Here is a 16,620-nt window from a genome sequence, read left to right as displayed (position 1 = left end):
TCAGGCTCCGGAAACAGGAGAAGAACCGACCGGCACCCGCCAGCCGTCGGCGGTGCCATCCGTGGCGCCGGGAACGAACACCATCGCCGCACCGTTCATGCAGTAGCGCAGCCCGGTCGGGCGCGGGCCGTCGTTGAACACGTGGCCGAGGTGGCCACCGCAGCGGCGGCAGTGCACCTCCACCCTCAGCATCCCGAAGGTCACGTCGCGGTCTTCGCCGATGGCGTTGTGCAGCGGTGCCCAGAAGCTGGGCCAGCCGGTGCCGCTCTCGAATTTGGTGGACGAGGAGAACAGCGGCAGCGCGCAGCCGGCGCAGGCGAAGGTGCCCTGCCGGTGCTCCTTGTTGAGCGGGCTGCTGTAGGGGCGCTCGGTCGCCTGCTGGCGCAGCACCGCGTACTGCGCCGGGGTCAGGCGTTGGCGCCACTCGGCATCGCTGTGCATGATCTCGAACTGTCGCGACGGACGCGCTTCGGCGGCGGCCGTGGCGGCGCGGCTGCAGGCCCCCAGGCCGAGCAGGCCGGCGGCGGTGGCAACACCGCCCAGGCCCAGCAGATGGCGGCGGGACAGGGACATGGCGGACTCCGGGAAGGGGCGACGGGGCCATGCTGCGCCCGCCCGGGTCAACGAATCCTCACGCAGGATTCAATTTTTCGTGAGGTATCGGCGGCCGTCCCGCGCCACAATGCAGCCAGCCTCCCCGCTGGCCCCGAGTTGCCGATGTCGACCAAACGCGTGCTGATCGTTGAAGACGATGCCCACATCGCCGACCTGCTGCGCATGCACCTGGGCGATGAAGGCTACGAGGTCGCCCATGCCGCCAGCGGCGACGCCGGCCTGCGCCTGCTGGAGCAGGACGGCCCGTGGGACGCACTGGTGCTGGACGTGATGCTGCCCGGCGTGGATGGCCTGCAGGTCTGCCAGCGTGCACGCGCGATGGCGCGTTACGTGCCGATCATCATCATCAGCGCGCGGGGCAGCGAAACGCAGCGCATCGTCGGCCTGGAGCTGGGCGCGGACGATTATCTGGCCAAGCCGTTCTCGATGCCGGAGCTGGTGGCGCGGGTGCGTGCGCTGTTGCGCCGCGCCGAGGCGATGGCACAGAGCGCGCGCATCGATGCCGGTGCGATCGAGCTGGGCGGGTTGCAGCTGGACCCGGTCGCGCGCACCGCCTCGGTGGATGGCAACTCGCTGGAGCTGACCCCGCGCGAATTCGACCTGCTGCTGTTCTTCGCCCGTCACCCGGACCAGGTGTTCGCGCGCATGGAGCTGCTCAACCAGGTCTGGGGCTACCAGCACGACGGCTACGAGCACACGGTCAACACCCATATCAATCGCCTGCGCAGCAAGATCGAGCCCGACCCGGCCAACCCGCGGCGGTTGCTGACGGTGTGGGGCCGTGGCTACAAGCTGGTCGACCCGGCCGGGGCGGCCGCATGATCAAGCCGAACCTGTGGCAGAAGCTGGCGGTGGTGACCGCTGCGCTGATGCTGGCGTGCTGCATGGCGCTGCTGGCGCTGCAGATGCGGGCCAACACCCGCCACGAGCAGGAAGTCGTGCAGCGGCTGTCGCTGGGCCTGGCCGAACATATCGCGCAGCGCAGCGAGCTGATGGATACCAGCGGCATGCGCGATGCCGCGGTGCGCGCGCTGTTCGGCCAGCTGATGGCGGTCAACCCCAGTGTCGAGGTCTACCTGCTGGACGACCAGGGCCGCATCCTTGGCCACGATGCGCCCAGTGGGCACCTGGTGCGCACCCGGGTGGACGTGGCGCCGCTGCGCCGCCTGCTGGCGGGAGCACCGTTGCCGATCCTCGGCGATGACCCGCGCAGCGCTGATGGCCGCAAGGTGTTCAGTGCTGCACCGTTGATCGTTCAGGGCCGCCAGGCTGGTTATGTGTACGTGGTGCTGGTGGGCGAGCACCGGCAGATGCTGGCCGACGACCTCGCCGCCGGCAGCCAGTGGAACACCACGCTGTGGTCGGTGGCACTCGTTGGTGGCCTCGGCCTGCTGGCCGGGCTGGTGGCGTTCTACTGGGTGACACGCCCGCTGCGGCGGCTGACCCGGCGCATCCAGGCCTTCGACATCGATGCACCCACGCCACTGCCGCCGGCGGAGCCGCTGCGCCCGGGTGAGCGCGATGAACTGGTGATCCTCGAACATGCGCATGCGCAGATGGCGCAGCGGTTGGGCGAGCAGTGGCAGCAGCTGCGCCAGCAGGACCTGCAGCGCCGCGAGCTGGTGGCCAACATCTCGCACGACCTGCGCACGCCGTTGTCATCGCTGCACGGCTACCTGGAAACGCTGGCATTGAAGGATGCCACGCTGTCGCCGGACGAGCGGCGCCGTTATCTCGGCATCGCCCTGGCACAGAGTGCCAAGGTCGGCCGGCTGGCGCGCGCGCTGTTCGAGCTGGCGCGGCTGGAGCATGGCGAAGTGCGGCTGGAGTGGGAGGTGTTCGCACTGCCGGAGCTGCTGCAGGACGTGCTGCAGAAGTTCGAACTGGCGGCGCAGGCGCGTGGCCAGCAACTGCACGCGGCATTCCCGCCCGGCCTGCCGCCGGTGCGCGCCGACCTTGGCCTGGTCGAGCGGGTGCTGACCAACCTGCTCGACAACGCGCTGCGGCATGCACCCGAGGGCGGGCAGATCGAGGTGCGCCTGCGCGCAACCGATGACAGCGTGGAGGTGAGCGTGGCCGATGACGGTCCCGGGGTGGCCCCGGCACTGCGCACGCAGCTGTTCCAGGCACCGGCCGCGCTGGGTGCCCGGCGCGGCGAGAACGGCGGATTGGGCCTGTTGATCGTGCAGCGCATCGTGCAGCTGCATGGCCGGCGCATCGAACTGCGTGACAGTGCGCGCGGCGCGCTGTTCGTGTTTGCCTTGCCGCGGGCGGAACCGGCGGCCTAGCAGGCCGCTTCGCCCTCTGCGCTGCCGCCGCTCTCCAATGGCAGGTGCAGGCGGATGCAGGCCCCACCCAGCTCCGAATCGGTCACCTCGACGTGGCCACCGTGCTTGTCGGCCACCACCTGCACCAGTGCCAGGCCCAGGCCGAACCCGGGACTGCCCGGGTCCAGCCGCACGTAGGGTTGCAGCACCTGGCCGCGGAGCTCCGGTGCGATGCCGGGGCCGTCGTCCTCCACCTGTACGCACAGCCAGCCGTCGTTGACGGTGCTGGCAATGCGGATCTGCCGCCGCGCGTACCGCAGGGCATTGCCGAGCAGGTTGCGCAGCGCCAGTTCCAGCATGTGCCGGTTGACGTTGACCAGACCCACCGGCGACAGCGCCTGCTGCACCGGCATCGGCAACGGTGCGAACTGGGCGACCACGCCACGCACCAGTGCCGCCAGCTGCAGGCGCTGCCGGGTCAGCTGATGGCAGCGGCCCAGTGCGGCGTACTCGACGCCTGCATCGGTCAGGTGCTGCAGCCGGTCAACGTCGGTGCGCAGCCCGCCCAGCGCATCGCGCTGCACGTCGTCAAGTGCGCTGTCTTCCAGCTCGGCCAGGCCGAAACGCATCCGTGCCAGCGGCGTGCGCACCTCGTGCGCCACCGCCTGGGCCAGCACCCGCTGGCTTTCCAGCAGTTGCTGCAGCTGCTCGGCCATGTGGTTGAAGGCATTGGCCAGCGGCCGCACCAGTGCGGTGCCGGCGCGCGGCGCACGCGTGTCCAGCTGGCCGTCGCGCATGCGCCGCGCCGCCTGGGCCAGCTGCGAGACGTCGCGCCACAGCCGGTAGACCATCACGTACATCGGCAGTGCCACCGCCACCATCAGGATCAGCAGCAGGATCGCCACGCCGGACACTTCGCTGTCCTGCCACCCCTCATCGGGCAGTGCTTCGTCCAGCGGCCCCAGCATCACCGCGTAGTCGCTGTCACCGATGCGCTGCAGGCTGCGCATGTGCTCCAGGTCGATCTGCACGCGGCCGTTGTTGAACGGAGGGCGCTGGCTGGCCGGCAGCGCCTTCGCCGCCTCGGCCAGCGGCACCAGGCGCAGGGCATAGGCGAAATCAGCGTCGAGTTCGCGGGCCAGCGCCGGCCATTGCTCACGCGGGGTTTCGGCGAAGCGATGCTGCAGCAGCGCGTGCGTGCCGCGCATCTCGGCCTGCAGGCCGGCTTCGGTGCGGTCTTCCAGCAGGGCATCCCAGGCCCACAGGCCCAGCACGATCAGCAACAGGTGGGCGAGCAGGAAGCCGATGCCGTAGCGCAGGAAGTGGAAGGCGTGGCCGCGCATCGCCGACGGCGTGCGCGTCATCCCCATGCCGAGCGGCTGAACAGGTAGCCGCGGCCGCGGACGGTCTTGATCCGTTCCGGTTGCTCGGGGTTGTCGCCCAGCTTGCGGCGCAGGCGCGAGATGCGGGCATCGATCGAGCGGTCCAGGCCGTCGAAGGCGATCCCGCGCAGGCCGCGCAGCAGCGCATCGCGGTCGAGGATCTGGCCGGCGTTGCTGGCCAGCAGGAACAGCAGGTCGAACTCGGCCGTGGTCAGCTCCAGCAGGCCGCCCTGTAGGTGCACGTTGCGGGTGGAAGGGTCGATGTTCAGTTCGCCGAAGCGCAGGCTGCCGTCACGCGGCTCGACCCGGCGGTGCCGGCGCAGGTGGGCACGCAACCGGGCCAGCAGCACCCGCGGCTCGATCGGTTTGCCGATGTAATCGTCGGCTCCCAGTTCCAGGCCCAGCACCTGGTCGATGTTGTCGGTGCGGGCGGTCAGCACGCAGATGATGCCGTCATAGTGGGGCCGGATCTGCCGACACACTTCGAAACCATCCTGGTCGGGCAGGCCGACATCGAGCAGCACCAGCGCCGGCTTTTCCGCCAGGATCCGGGCCACTGCGCGCTCGCCGCTGCGTTCATGGGCGACCTGGTAGCCATGCCGCTGCAGGTAGTCACTGACCATCGTTCCCAGGCGGGCATCGTCTTCGACCAGTACGATATCCAGCATTTCCAAGGCCTCCGTGGACGCAAACGTACCGCCACGGCACGAGCGCGGCGATGCTATCCCAGCCGTCGGGCCGCCCGGGTCCCGGGGGCGGGCGCCATTCAGCCGGGGTTGCTGGCGCTCCGGCCGGTTCTCAGTCCCGGCAACGACTTGCCGCCCAGCATAGCCTGCCGCTGTTACAAAACGTTACCTTCGTGATACGGCTGGTGACGATCGCTGACAGCAAAGCGACTGACGCAGCGGGGCCTGCGGCCGAGGATGGAGTCTCCTCCGCTCCGCGTGCCGTCCTCATGTCGCCCGCCGCCCGCTGCCTGTTCAACCCACCCCGCCGCTGCCACTGCCGAGGCGCCCGATGAGCGGCGTGGTCGGGGCCTGGCTGCCGCCCGCCGAGGACGAGCAGCTGCTGCAGCAGCTGGCACCGATGCTGCGTGCCCTGCAGCAGCGTGGCCGTGGCCGCATCGGCTACTGGACCGACGCCGAGGCCGGCCTCGCGCTGGGCCACTGCCGGGCGCCGGCCGATACGCCGTTGCAGCCGCTCAGCTCGGACTGCGGTCGCTACGTGCTGTGCCTGGACGGCCGCCTGTACAACCGCGGTGACCTGCAGGCGCAGTTGCGCGACCTGCCACGTAGTTGCAGCGATGCGCGGCTGCTGCTGCAGGCGATCGTCGAATGGGGTGTGCAGCGGGCGCTGTCGCGCATCGAGGGTGCCTTCGGCTTCAGCGTCTGGGACCGGGAGGCGCGCGTGCTGTGGCTGGCCCGTGATCCGGTGGGCGAGCGGCCGCTGTATTACGGCTGGTACCAGGGCCAGTTCCTGTTCGCCTCGGAGTTGAAGGCGCTGCAGGCCTTCGCCGGTTTCGCGCCGAGCATCGATCAGGACGCGCTGAGCCTGTTGCTGCGCCATGACTACGTGCCGGCACCGCATACCATCTACCGCGGCATCCACAAGCTGGTGGCCGGCGCGATGCTGCGCATCGATCTCAGTGACCACGCCGCAGGTCGCTCCAGCCATGCCGCGCAGGGTGGCGCGCGTTACTGGTGCGCGCGCGACGCGATGCAGAGCGCGCTGCAGCAGCCGCTGCAGCCGGCGCCGAGCCTGGAACAGGCCACCGACCAGCTGGAAGCAGCACTGCAGAAGGCGATCGCGGCGCGCATGCACTCGCCACTGGCCTGCGGCGCGTTCCTGTCCGGCGGCACCGATTCCTCGCTGGTGACGGCAATGATGCAGGCCCAGTCGACCCTGCCGATCGAGGCGTGGACCGTCGGCTTCGACGATCCGGGGCATGACGAGAGCGACTGGGCGTCGCAGGTCGCGCGTCACCTGGGGGTGCAGCACCACCTGCACCGCATGGATGCGCGCCAGGGCCTGGACCTGCTGCAGCGCCTGCCGCAGGTCTGGTGCGAACCCTTCGCCGACGCTTCACAGCTGCCGACGTTGCTGGCCAGTGAACTGCTGGGGGCGCGCAAGCCGGTCGCGCTGACCGGTGACGGTGGCGATGAGCTGTTCTTCGGCCACCCCAGCTATGGCCGCGCGCTGCGCAATGCGCGCCTGTGCGGCGGCCTGCCGGACTGGGTACGCGACCTGGCGCGGCGCAGCGGCAATCGCTTGAACGCCGAGCGCGGTCGCCTCGGTGGCTGGCGTGCGCTGGTGGCCGAGGTCGCTGCCAACGATGTGGAGGGGCATTACCTGCAGCGGGTGACCCGCTGGCGACAGCCGGCCCAGGTCGTGCTGGGTGCGCGTGAGCCGCTGACGATCTTCCAGCAGCAGGACACGGCGCTGCCGGCCGAGGCGCGCATCCAGCTGCTGGATTTCCGCATGGACCTGGCCGAGGGCATCCTGGCCAAGGTCGACCGTGCGGGCATGGCGGCGGGTGTCGAGACCCGTGCGCCACTACTGGACATGGAGGTGGTGCGCCTGGCGTGGCGCCTGCCGCAGCACCTGAAGTACCACGATGGGGAACACAAGCGGATCCTCAAGCACCTGCTGGCGCGCTATCTGCCGGAACCGCTGGTGTACCGCCCCAAGCGCGGCTTCGGCCCACCGATGGCGCGCTGGCTGGCGGGGCCGTTGCGTGACTGGGCGGAGGCACTGCTGGACCCGCAGCTGCTGCGCAACCAGGGCTGCTTCGATGCGGTGCGCGTGCGCGGCATCTGGGAGGCGTTCCTGCGCGGCGAGCGCAAGTGGCACACGCACCTGTGGAACGTGTTGATGTTCCAGGCGTGGCACCAGCATTGGCATGGTGGTCGCGGGCACTGAGGCTCCTTCGCGGATTGTTCTGCGTGGCGCCGGGCGGATGCCCTTGCGTACGAATGTCCTCCGGCGCCGGCCGTTGGCCGTCACCTCCCCCTTTACTTCGTACGCAAGGGCCTCCGCCCTGCGTTCGGAGTTCGTCGGCGCTTCCTTGAAAGGCGGCTGCGCGTGCTGCGCTCTCCTCACCGCACACCGAGCCTGGTCGGGACCCTTCAGCCGCAGAGACGTCGGGTGAAGACACGCGTGTGGCGGATGCATTCTGCGCGGCGCCGGACGGATGCCCTTGCGTACGAATGTCCTCCGGCGCCGGCCGTTGGCCGTCACCTCCCCCTTTACTTCGTACGCAAGGGCATCCGCCCGGCGTTCGGAGTTCGTCGGCGTTTCCTTGAAAGGCGGCCGCGCGTGCTGCGCTCTCCTCACCGCACGCCGAGCCTCGTCGGGGCGGGCAGGGGTCTGGTCAAAGTAAAGGAGGAGGTGACGGCCAACGGCCGGCGCCGGGGGACATTTGCCCAGGCCCCTGCCTGTCCCGGCGGGGCCCTTCAGCCGCAGAGACGTCGGACGAAGACACGCGTGTGGCGGATGCATTCTGCGCGGCGCCGGACGGAGGCCCTTGCGTACGAATGTCCTCCGGCGCCGGCCGTTGGCCGTCACCTCCCCCTTTACTTCGTACGCAAGGGCATCCGCCCGGCGTTCGGAGTTCGTCGGCGCTTCCTTGAAGGGCGGCCGCGCGTGCTGCGCTCTCCTCACCGCACGCCGAGCCTCGTCGGGGCGGGCAGGGGTCTGGGCAAAGTAAAGGAGGAGGTGACGGCCAACGGCCGGCGCCGGGGGACATTTGCCCAAACCCCTGCCTGCTCCGGCGGGGCCCTTCAGCCGCAGAGACGTCGGGCGAAGACGCACTTCGATACCCAAACGCCAGGCAAAAAAAGACCCGGCAGAGGGAGGGATCTGCCGGGTCCGGATTGCGTGGGGGGAGGGACCCACGCAATGAGCGTTGCGTCGCGTCAGTGGTTGTTCGCGTCCGCCGTTGATTCGTTGTAGCCCTGCACCAGTTCGGACCAGGCCTTGCTGGCCTGCAGGCCGAGACCGACTACGTCCTGCTGTGCCTGTCCCAGTCGCTGCAGGTTGTCCTGCCACAGCTGTGCACCCCTGGAGAGCGTCCCGGCCGCATCCTCGCCGCGGGCCAGTTCGCCGAGCCAGCCGCCGGTCGCGGTCAGGTTGCGCTCCATCACCTTCAGCTGCACGCCGAACACGCTTTCTGCGTTCTCCAACGCCAACCGGTTCGCCCGCGTTGCGGCGGCGGCGAGCTGGCGGGTGGCATCACTGAAGCGATCGCTGAAGGCGGCGGCCATGGGGCATCAGGGAGTGGCTTGATGCAATGCAGCATACGCCGTTGATGCGGCAATGCAACAAAAATTACAAAGGCGCCCGAGGCGCCTTTGAAAACCCTTTCAGATCAGTGAGTTGATCAGCGGGTGGGCCCGCGGTAGCGACAGCCGGACGTGCAGGTTTCGTGCACGGTGATCTCGCTCAGCGCCGGCAGGCTGGGTTTGAGTTCGTTCCAGATCCACACCGCCAGGTTCTCGCTGGTCGGGTTCTCCAGGCCGGGGATGTCGTTGAGGTAGTGATGGTCCAGGCGGTCGTAGATCGGCTGGAAAGCCGCCTTCACGTCGCCGAAGTCCATGATCCAGCCGGTCTGCGCACCCGGTTCGCCCTCGACCTTCAGTTCCACCCGGAACGAGTGGCCGTGCAGGCGCGCGCACTTGTGCCCCGGCGGCACGTTGGGGAGGCGGTGCGCCGCCTCGAGCATGAAGACTTTGAAGATTTCCATGGCGCGATTGTACGCCGCGGGCTGCCGGGCAGCCCGGGTGTGCCCCGGTCTTTCATGAATAAATTCTTTTCATCCGGATGAAGAGATGATAGTTTCTCTTATATCCGTATGAAGAGATGTTATTGGCCGGACCCGGCCAGGCATGGACTACTGCGGAACTTCGTCGCCCTTACCACCTCCCCCACATCGTCATGCCCAAGCACACCCTGCTCGTGGCGGCCCTGGCCGTCGCTCTGGCCGCGCCTTTGTCCGCCGCCGCCGAAACCTCCGCCGACGCCGTTGGCGACGCCAATACCCTGGCCGCCGTGCGCGTCACCGGTTCCAACATCAAGCGCACCGACACCGAGGCCTCCAACCCGGTGCAGGTGATCGGCCGCCAGCAGCTGGAACAGACCGGCAAGGCCACCGTGGCCGACGTGCTGCGCTCGATCTCGGCCAACACCGGCAACGCTGCCAACGAAACCACCAACAACGGCTGGGCGTCCGGCTCGGCCGGCATCGGCCTGCGTGGCCTGTCGCAGAAGAACACGCTGGTGCTGCTCAACGGCCGTCGCCTGGCCAACTACGGTTTCCCGGCCGGTGGCCTGTCCGACACCTTCGTCGATCTCAACGCGCTGCCGCTGGTCGCGGTCGAGCGCATCGAAGTGCTCAAGGACGGCGCCTCCGCGGTGTACGGTTCCGACGCCGTGGCCGGCGTGGTCAACATCATCACCCGGCAGAACTTCGAAGGCGCCGAGATCGGCGGCAGCTTCGGCGGCGCCGACCAGGGCGGCCTGCACGAGCAGAACCTGAAGTTCGTCGGTGGCCTCGGTGATCTGGACACCGACGGCTACAACATCCTCTTCAGCCTGCAGGGCTACAACCGCGAGCGCCTGGACCAGGACGAACGCAATCTGACCAAGAGCGGCATCTACACCGACAAGCCCGGTGGCCGCTGGAACGGCTGGTCGGCCAAGGGCGCGCGCTACCTGGTCAACGGCGTGTCGGTGCCGATGCTCGATGCCAACGGCAACTGCCCGGCCGGCACCACCCGCGTTGCTAGCGCGCCGATCGATGGCCTGTCCGGTGATACCTGCGGCTTCAACCAGGCGCCGTTCACCACGCTGATTCCCTCGACCAAGCGCTACCAGGCCTATGCCAACGGCACCTTCCGCCTGAACGACAACGTCGAGGCCTTTGGCGAAGTGCTGTACAGCCAGATCAAGAGCGCCGCCTGGTTCGGCAGCAGCCCGTTCTTTACCCTGGAAAGCGGCCGCTTCGCGTTGAACGCCAACAGCGGCCTGGCCGAGCCGGTGTCGTCGCTGCTGCCGGCCAACAACCCGTACAACCCGTACGGCCGCGCGATTCCGATCGAATACACCTTCTTCGACCTCGGTGGCACCATCAAGACCAACCGCTCCACGGCCTACCGCGGTGTGTTCGGCCTGCGCGGCACCGCCGCAAACTGGGACTGGGAAGTGGCCGCGTTCGGTGCACGCAGCAGCGAGCGAGAGAGCGTGTCCGGCGGCTTTGCCAATCGCTGGGCGCTGGCCGATGCGCTGGCCACGGGCAGCTACAACCTGTTGAACCCGGCGGCCACGCCGCAGTCGGTGCGTGATTCGATCAATATCGCCACGCTGCGCCCGGCCGAATCCAAACTGCAGGGCGTCGACGCGAAGATCTCCGGCAGCCTGGGCCACACCTGGGCGGGTGAGATCGGCTTCGCGGCCGGTGCCGAATGGCGCCGCGAGAAGCTCGATTCCAACAACCCGTGGCAGATCGATGCCGGCCTGCAGGTGCGCCCGGCCATCGCCGAGGTGCATGGCCAGCGCCAGGTCACTGCCGCCTACGCCGAAGTGAATGTGCCGCTGGCCTCGACGCTGGAGCTGTCGGCCGCCGCGCGCGCCGACCACTACGACGATTTCGGCGATGCGTTCTCGCCGAAGATCGGCCTGCGCTGGCAGCCGCTGGATGTCCTGCTGGTGCGCGCCTCGGCGTCGAAGGGCTTCCGCGCGCCGTCGCTGTCGGAGAACTCCAACAGCACCAGCATCGCCTATGGCAGCGTGGTCGATCCGCGTGATCCCGACGTGCCGGGCTCGCGCCAGAGCCCGACCTTCTTCACCGTCGGCAACAACGCACTGAAGCCGGAGCGAACCAAGAGCGTGAACTTCGGCGTGGTGCTGTCGCCGTGGGCCAACACCAACCTCAGCGTGGACTACTACCGGATCCAGCTGGACAACCTGGTCGGCACCAACAACACCCAGACCCTGGTCAACGACAACGTGGCCGGCGCCGTGCAGCGCGACGAGCGCGGCAAGCTGCAGGCGGTCTACAACCGCTACCAGAACCTGAGCGAACTGAAGACCTCGGGCATCGATGTCGAGCTGCGCCAGCGCATCCCGACCGCTGCACTCGGCGACTTCACCGTGTCCTCGGCCTACACGCACGTGCGCGACTACCGTCGCCCGACCGTGGTCGGCGGCCCGCTGGTCGACTACGCCGGCAGCAACCTAGGCGCAACGCTGCCCAAGGACAAGGCCACCACCACGCTGGACTGGAAGTACGGCGACTTCAACGCCGCGGTGACCTGGTACTACACCAGCAGCTACCGGCAGGAGGCCAGCACCGCCGCCAAGGCCGTGCAGCAGCGCGTCGGCAGCTACAGCCAGTACGACCTGTACCTGGGCTACACCGGCATCGACAAGCTGACGCTGTACGCCAAGGTGCAGAACCTGGCCGACAAGACGCCGCCGTACGACGCCTCGTTCCCGGGCATCCGCGCGCCCTACGACTTCAGCCAGTACGACCTGCGCGGCCGCTACTTCACGCTGGGCTTCGATTACCGCTTCTGATCCATCCGCCGCGGCCGGTCTCTTCAGGGAGCCGGCCGCGCGACCGTCTGCCGTTGTGTCCTGGGGAGTCACCGTGTCCTTGCATCGTCGTGCCGTTCTTCCGTTGCTGATCGCCGCCGCCACCGCACTGTCCTCGCCACCGCCGGCGCAGGCACAGAGCGCCTACTTCTTCCCGCAGGCCACCGAGGCAGCGGCATTTGATACGGCCATTCCCACGCCGGAGCAGTTCCTCGGCTATCCGATCGGCAGCCGTTACACCCGGCACGACCAACTGGTGGCGTACTTCCAGGAACTGGCCAAGCGCTCGGACAAGATCAGCGTGCGCGAGATCGGCCGCAGCTATGAAGGTCGCCCGCTGTTGATCGCCACGGTGACCGCCGCCAGCAACCACGCACGCCTGGAACAGCTGCGCCAGCAGCACGCGACCCTGGCCGACCCGGCGCAGCCGCGCAGCGCTGCAGGGGACAGCCCGGTGGTGGTGTGGCTGGGTTACAGCGTGCATGGCAACGAGACCTCCAGCGCCGAGGCGGCGATGCTGACCGCCTACTACCTGGTGGCCAACCGCAGTGCCGAGACCCAGCAATGGCTGCAGCAGGCGGTGGTGCTGTTCGACCCGGCGCAGAATCCGGACGGTCGCGATCGCGCCGCCAACTGGCACAACGCCTGGGCCTCCGATCCAGCCTCTGCCGACCCGGCTGACAAGGAGCACGTCGAGCCGTTCCCGCAGGGCCGCACCAACCACTACTTCACCGATCTCAACCGCGACTGGCTGGCGCTGACCCAGCAGGACTCGCGGCCGAAGGTGGAGGTATTCCACCAGTGGTACCCGAACGTGCAGATCGACTTCCACGAGATGGGCAAGGACAGCACCTACTATTTTGAGCCCTCGCCGAAGAGCATGCACAGCCCGCTGATCCCGGCGGCCTCGTATGAATTCAACAAGAACCTGGCCAGGTACCACGCGCAGGCATTGGATGCGCTGGGTTCGCTGTATTACACCGGCGAGAACTTCGACAACTTCTCGCCGGTGTACGGCTCTACCTACCCGGACTTCCATGGCGCCGTCGGCGTGACCGTCGAACAGGCCAGCTCGCGTGGCCGCGTGCAGGAATCGGTGAACGGCCTGCTGACCTTCCCGTTCACCATCCGCAACCAGGTCGCCACCGGGCTGGGCACCGTGCGCGGCGCGGTGGCCGAGCGCAGCGGCCTGTTCGACCTGCAGAAGCAGTTCTTCCAGAGCGCGCTGAAGCAGGCCGCACAGCAGCCGGTGAAGAGCTTCGTGTTCGGTGATGCGCATGATCCGGCCCTGACCCGCCGCCTGCTGGAACTGTTGTTGCTGCATCGCATCGACGTGCGCGCGCTGGATCGTGCCGTCACTGTCGATGGCCAGCGCTTCGAGGCCGGCAGCGCTTACGTGGTGCCGGTGCAACAGGCGCAGTTCCGCCTGGTGCATTCGATCTTTGCCGAGACGCCGCCGATCAAGGGGGATGTGTTCTACGGCAGCACCAGCTATGCAATCGCACCGGCCTACGGCGTGGCCTTCGCCGGCAGCCGCAGCCGCGTCGACGGTGGCGCACGCGTGACCGCGCTGCCGGCGGAGCAGGGCGCGGTGCTGGGTGGCCAGGCCGGATTCGCCTATGCGATCGACTGGCGCGACTACAACGCCGGGCGCGTGCTGGCCGCATTGCAGGACAAGGGGGTGAACGCACGCGCCGCGTTCCAGCCGTTCACCACCGCGACCGCGCAGGGAGACGTCAGCTTCGCCGCCGGCAGCCTGGTGATTCCGGTGGCCGGACAGGCACTGCAGGGCGCGGCGTTGCTTGAGGCGGTGACCTCCGCCGCGCGCGCTGCCGGCGTGCAGGTGCATGCATTGTCCAGCGGACGCAGCCGCGAGGGCATCGACCTCGGCAGTGACGGCGTGAAAGCGCTGCGCAAGCCTGCGGTCGCGCTGGTGATGGGCGAGGGCGTGGCCGCCACCGAGATCGGATCGGCGTGGTTCCTGCTCGACCAGCAGCTGCGTCTGCCGGCCAGCAAGCTGGACCCCCAGCAGCTGGGCAAGGTGCCGCTGGATCGCTACACCACGATCGTGCTGTCCGGTGGCACCTACACAGGCATCGATGCCACGGCGGTGGCTGCCCTGAAGCGCTGGGTCCAGGCCGGTGGTTCACTGGTGACCTACGGCAGTGCCTCGAAGTGGGCGATCGAGCAGAAGCTGGCCGATGGCGAGACGCTTGGCAAGGAAGAAGACGCGGCTGATGCAAGCCGCCGCGCGTTCGGTGACCAGCGTGACATCGCCGCGATCGAACGGGTCAGCGGCAACATCCTCAGCGCCGATGTGGATACCAGCCATCCGCTGGCGTTCGGCGTGCCGCGCCGGCAACTGGCGGTCAACAAGGAAAACACGGTGACGTTGCAGCCGAGTACGAATCCGTTCTCGACGGTGGTGCGCATCGACACGCCCCCACGGGTGAACGGCTATCTGTCCGAGCGCAACCGCACGCGTGTGGCAGGCAGTGCGTGGTTGCTGGTATCGGCGCAGGGGCAGGGCAACGTGGTGCTGTTTGCCGATGACCCGGCGCATCGCAAGTACTGGCATGGCACGGATCGCCTGCTGATCAACGCGATCTTCTTCGGGAATCTGGTGAATCCGAGCAAGGCGCGGGGTTGAGGGGCTGCGCGCCTTGTTGACACGTGTGGGGGAGGCCGGGCGGGCTGCGCGTGTTTTGCACCCACTGCGCCCTGCGCCGCCCCAAGCCAAACCATCCGCGTGCTTTCACCCACGGTAGCCGGCAAAAAAAAGGACGGCGCGTCAGCGCCGTCCCTCGATAGCCCCCGCGCAGCGGGAAGCACCCTCCCTGTCAGTCGGGATCAGCCGGCGCGACCGCCGCCGCCACCCTGGCCGCGGCCACGGCCGCCACCGTTACCACCACCGCCGCGGCGCTGGCCCTGGCCGGCGCCCGCGCCTGCACGCTGCTGGCCGTTGCCACCGCCTTCGCGACGGCCGCCACCGGCCTTCTTCGGCCCGGCATGTGCATGGCGCGGCGCATCGCCGTGCGGACGGCGCGCGTGGCTCTTGCGCGGTGCGCGCTCGCCGGTATCGTGCTCGGCCTTGCCCGGTGCACTGTTGCCCCAGCGGATCGGCGTCTGCAGCTCGAAGCCCGGCACATCGCGGATATCCATGTCGCGGCCCAGCAGGCGCACGATCGCGCGCAGCAGCTTCACCTCATCCTGCGCCACCAGCGAGATCGCCTGGCCGGTCGCGCCATTGCGGCCGGTACGGCCGATGCGGTGCACGTAGTCCTCGGCCACCATCGGCAGGTCGAAGTTGATCACCTTCGGCAGCTCGTTGATGTCGATGCCACGCGCGGCGATGTCGGTCGCCACCAGCACCGTCACGCGGCCGGCCTTGAAGTCGCCCAGCGCACGCAGGCGCTGGCCCTGGCTCTTGTTGCCGTGGATGGCCGCCGTCTTGATGCCCGACTTTTCCAGGAAGGTGGCCAGCTTGTCACTGCCGTGCTTGGTGCGGGCGAACACCAGGGTCTGCTCGCGGCTGTCCTGCGCCAGCAGGTGCAGCAGCAGGTCGCGCTTGCGGCCGGCATCGACCGGATGCACGCGGTGGGTGATGGTTTCGGCCACGGTGTTCTTCGGCGTTACCTGGATCTGCTCCGGGTTGCGCATGAACTCCAGCGCCAGCTGGCGGATGTTGTCCTCGAAGGTGGCCGAGAACAGCAGGGTCTGGCGGTTCTGCTTCGGCAGCTTGGCCAGGATGCGCTTGATCGACGGCAGGAAGCCCATGTCGAGCATGCGGTCGGCTTCGTCCAGCACCAGCAGTTCGATGCCGGACAGGTCGACGCTGCGACGCTCCAGGTGGTCGATCAGGCGGCCCGGGCAGGCCACCAGCAGGTCCACGCCACGGCGCAGGATATCCAGCTGGTTGCCCATGCCGACGCCGCCATAGATGCAGGCGCTGGGGATGCGCAGGTACTTGCTGTAGCCGCGCAGGCTGTCATGCACCTGGGTGGCCAGTTCGCGGGTCGGGGCCAGGATCAGCGCGCGCGGCTTGCGCGGGCCGCTGCGCACTTCCTGCGAGGCGGTGCCCAGGTGCTGCAGCAGCGGCAGGCCGAAAGCGGCGGTCTTGCCGGTGCCGGTCTGTGCGCCGGCCAGCAGGTCGCGACCGGCCAGCGCCAGCGGGATCGCCTGCTGCTGGATCGGGGTCGGGTTTTCGTAACCCTGCTCGGCAAGCGCACGCAGCAGGAAGGGCGCCAGGCCCAGCGATTCAAAAGACATTGAGATTGCTCCAGGTACAAGAAACGCCTGACCGAACGGACAGGCGGGGGCAGATCAAACTGATCGGCTGACTCGGAGCGTTCCCGTGAACCGCGCTGCGAGAATTGGGTGCAGCCGGCACGAAGCGCAGGCTGGAATGCGTGACGAACGGCGTCGGAGTGGGGGCGGGCGAAGAGGGCGGACCCTGGTCGCCGGCGGTCCCGGAGGGAAACGGACGGCCGCTGCAGACCCTGCAAGTCTAAACGATGTTTGAGACTTCACGCAAAAAGGCCTGTTCAGGTAGGGGTCTCTGCAGGGCTGCGCCCTGCACCTGCAGAGGCCAGGGCAACGGCAACGGCAAAAGCTGATTTCCTGTGGGATGGCGAGGTGGGTCCGGTGGCAGGGGACGCTGCAAGTACGTCCATGTAAGCTCGGTCGCCGCATCCATGCGGCTCACGCCCCTGCCACCGGACCCACCCCGCCTTCGACAGTTTCCTGCGATCTGTCGGATCTGACCG

At 68.4% G+C, this 16,620-nt stretch carries 11 protein-coding genes; 5 read left to right on the top strand and 6 right to left on the bottom strand.

From position 1 onward, the window contains the following. Complete coding sequence (gene msrB, locus AC5P9C_RS08410) at positions 1–573, bottom strand: peptide-methionine (R)-S-oxide reductase MsrB (protein WP_057494288.1); 573 nt, start codon at positions 571–573, stop codon at positions 1–3. Positions 574–717: 144 nt separating this feature from the next. Between msrB and AC5P9C_RS08405 the strand changes: the two genes are divergently transcribed. Both AC5P9C_RS08405 and AC5P9C_RS08400 read left to right on the top strand, forming a co-directional pair. Further along, complete coding sequence (locus AC5P9C_RS08405) at positions 718–1,437, top strand: response regulator transcription factor (protein ID WP_182068314.1); 720 nt, start codon at positions 718–720, stop codon at positions 1,435–1,437. After that, entirely contained in the window at positions 1,434–2,903 is a 1,470-nt protein-coding gene (locus tag AC5P9C_RS08400) for a sensor histidine kinase (RefSeq protein ID WP_053506601.1), read from the top strand. The genes AC5P9C_RS08405 and AC5P9C_RS08400 overlap by 4 nt, the downstream gene beginning before the upstream one ends. Here the strand turns inward: AC5P9C_RS08400 and AC5P9C_RS08395 are convergent. Beyond that, the gene (locus AC5P9C_RS08395) at positions 2,900–4,246 is read right to left on the bottom strand and encodes an ATP-binding protein (RefSeq protein ID WP_074725513.1); all 1,347 of its coding nucleotides are present in this window, start codon (positions 4,244–4,246) and stop codon (positions 2,900–2,902) included. The genes AC5P9C_RS08400 and AC5P9C_RS08395 overlap by 4 nt on opposite strands. Then, entirely contained in the window at positions 4,243–4,932 is a 690-nt protein-coding gene (locus tag AC5P9C_RS08390; RefSeq protein WP_010484092.1) for a winged helix-turn-helix domain-containing protein, read from the bottom strand. Before AC5P9C_RS08390 ends, AC5P9C_RS08395 begins: the two co-directional genes overlap by 4 nt. A gap of 349 nt (positions 4,933–5,281) precedes the next feature. Here AC5P9C_RS08390 and asnB point away from each other — a divergent pair, with 349 nt between their 5' ends. Continuing rightward, positions 5,282–7,183, top strand: a complete 1,902-nt coding sequence (asnB, locus tag AC5P9C_RS08385; RefSeq protein ID WP_103281980.1) for an asparagine synthase (glutamine-hydrolyzing) — start codon at positions 5,282–5,284, stop codon at positions 7,181–7,183. Between the two features lie 995 nt (positions 7,184–8,178). Here asnB and AC5P9C_RS08380 read toward each other — a convergent pair. Further along, the gene (locus AC5P9C_RS08380) at positions 8,179–8,526 is read right to left on the bottom strand and encodes a phasin family protein (protein WP_049466358.1); all 348 of its coding nucleotides are present in this window, start codon (positions 8,524–8,526) and stop codon (positions 8,179–8,181) included. Positions 8,527–8,642: 116 nt separating this feature from the next. Then, on the bottom strand, positions 8,643–9,005 hold the full coding sequence (queD, locus tag AC5P9C_RS08375) for a 6-carboxytetrahydropterin synthase QueD (RefSeq protein ID WP_053462085.1): 363 nt from the start codon (positions 9,003–9,005) through the stop codon (positions 8,643–8,645). Positions 9,006–9,196: 191 nt separating this feature from the next. On the opposite strand from queD, the gene AC5P9C_RS08370 reads away from it, so the two are divergent. Together AC5P9C_RS08370 and AC5P9C_RS08365 are read left to right on the top strand one after the other, a co-directional pair. Beyond that, positions 9,197–11,836 (top strand): TonB-dependent receptor plug domain-containing protein, encoded by a 2,640-nt coding sequence (locus AC5P9C_RS08370; protein WP_057494088.1) that lies wholly within the window; start codon positions 9,197–9,199, stop codon positions 11,834–11,836. A 73-nt stretch (positions 11,837–11,909) separates the two neighbouring features. After that, complete coding sequence (locus AC5P9C_RS08365) at positions 11,910–14,504, top strand: M14 family zinc carboxypeptidase (protein ID WP_343542558.1); 2,595 nt, start codon at positions 11,910–11,912, stop codon at positions 14,502–14,504. A 200-nt stretch (positions 14,505–14,704) separates the two neighbouring features. Here the strand turns inward: AC5P9C_RS08365 and AC5P9C_RS08360 are convergent, their stop codons facing one another. After that, positions 14,705–16,123: a DEAD/DEAH box helicase gene (locus tag AC5P9C_RS08360; RefSeq protein WP_057494090.1), complete on the bottom strand. Its 1,419-nt coding sequence runs from the start codon at positions 16,121–16,123 to the stop codon at positions 14,705–14,707. Positions 16,124–16,620 lie beyond the last annotated feature (497 nt).

Source organism: Stenotrophomonas sp. YJH_SMC_10 (assembly GCF_059371555.1).
This window is presented reverse-complemented; position numbering and strand designations above follow the sequence as displayed.

Excerpts from the sequence above, each read along its gene's own strand:
- AC5P9C_RS08395 (WP_074725513.1), bottom strand. The coding sequence starts at position 4,246 with ATGACGCGCACGCCGTCGGCGATGCGCGGCCACGCCTTCCACTTCCTG.
- queD (WP_053462085.1), bottom strand. The coding sequence starts at position 9,005 with ATGGAAATCTTCAAAGTCTTCATGCTCGAGGCGGCGCACCGCCTCCCC.
- AC5P9C_RS08390 (WP_010484092.1), bottom strand. The coding sequence starts at position 4,932 with ATGCTGGATATCGTACTGGTCGAAGACGATGCCCGCCTGGGAACGATG.
- AC5P9C_RS08360 (WP_057494090.1), bottom strand. The coding sequence starts at position 16,123 with ATGTCTTTTGAATCGCTGGGCCTGGCGCCCTTCCTGCTGCGTGCGCTT.
- AC5P9C_RS08380 (WP_049466358.1), bottom strand. The coding sequence starts at position 8,526 with ATGGCCGCCGCCTTCAGCGATCGCTTCAGTGATGCCACCCGCCAGCTC.
- AC5P9C_RS08400 (WP_053506601.1), top strand. The coding sequence starts at position 1,434 with ATGATCAAGCCGAACCTGTGGCAGAAGCTGGCGGTGGTGACCGCTGCG.
- asnB (WP_103281980.1), top strand. The coding sequence starts at position 5,282 with ATGAGCGGCGTGGTCGGGGCCTGGCTGCCGCCCGCCGAGGACGAGCAG.
- AC5P9C_RS08405 (WP_182068314.1), top strand. The coding sequence starts at position 718 with ATGTCGACCAAACGCGTGCTGATCGTTGAAGACGATGCCCACATCGCC.
- msrB (WP_057494288.1), bottom strand. The coding sequence starts at position 573 with ATGTCCCTGTCCCGCCGCCATCTGCTGGGCCTGGGCGGTGTTGCCACC.
- AC5P9C_RS08370 (WP_057494088.1), top strand. The coding sequence starts at position 9,197 with ATGCCCAAGCACACCCTGCTCGTGGCGGCCCTGGCCGTCGCTCTGGCC.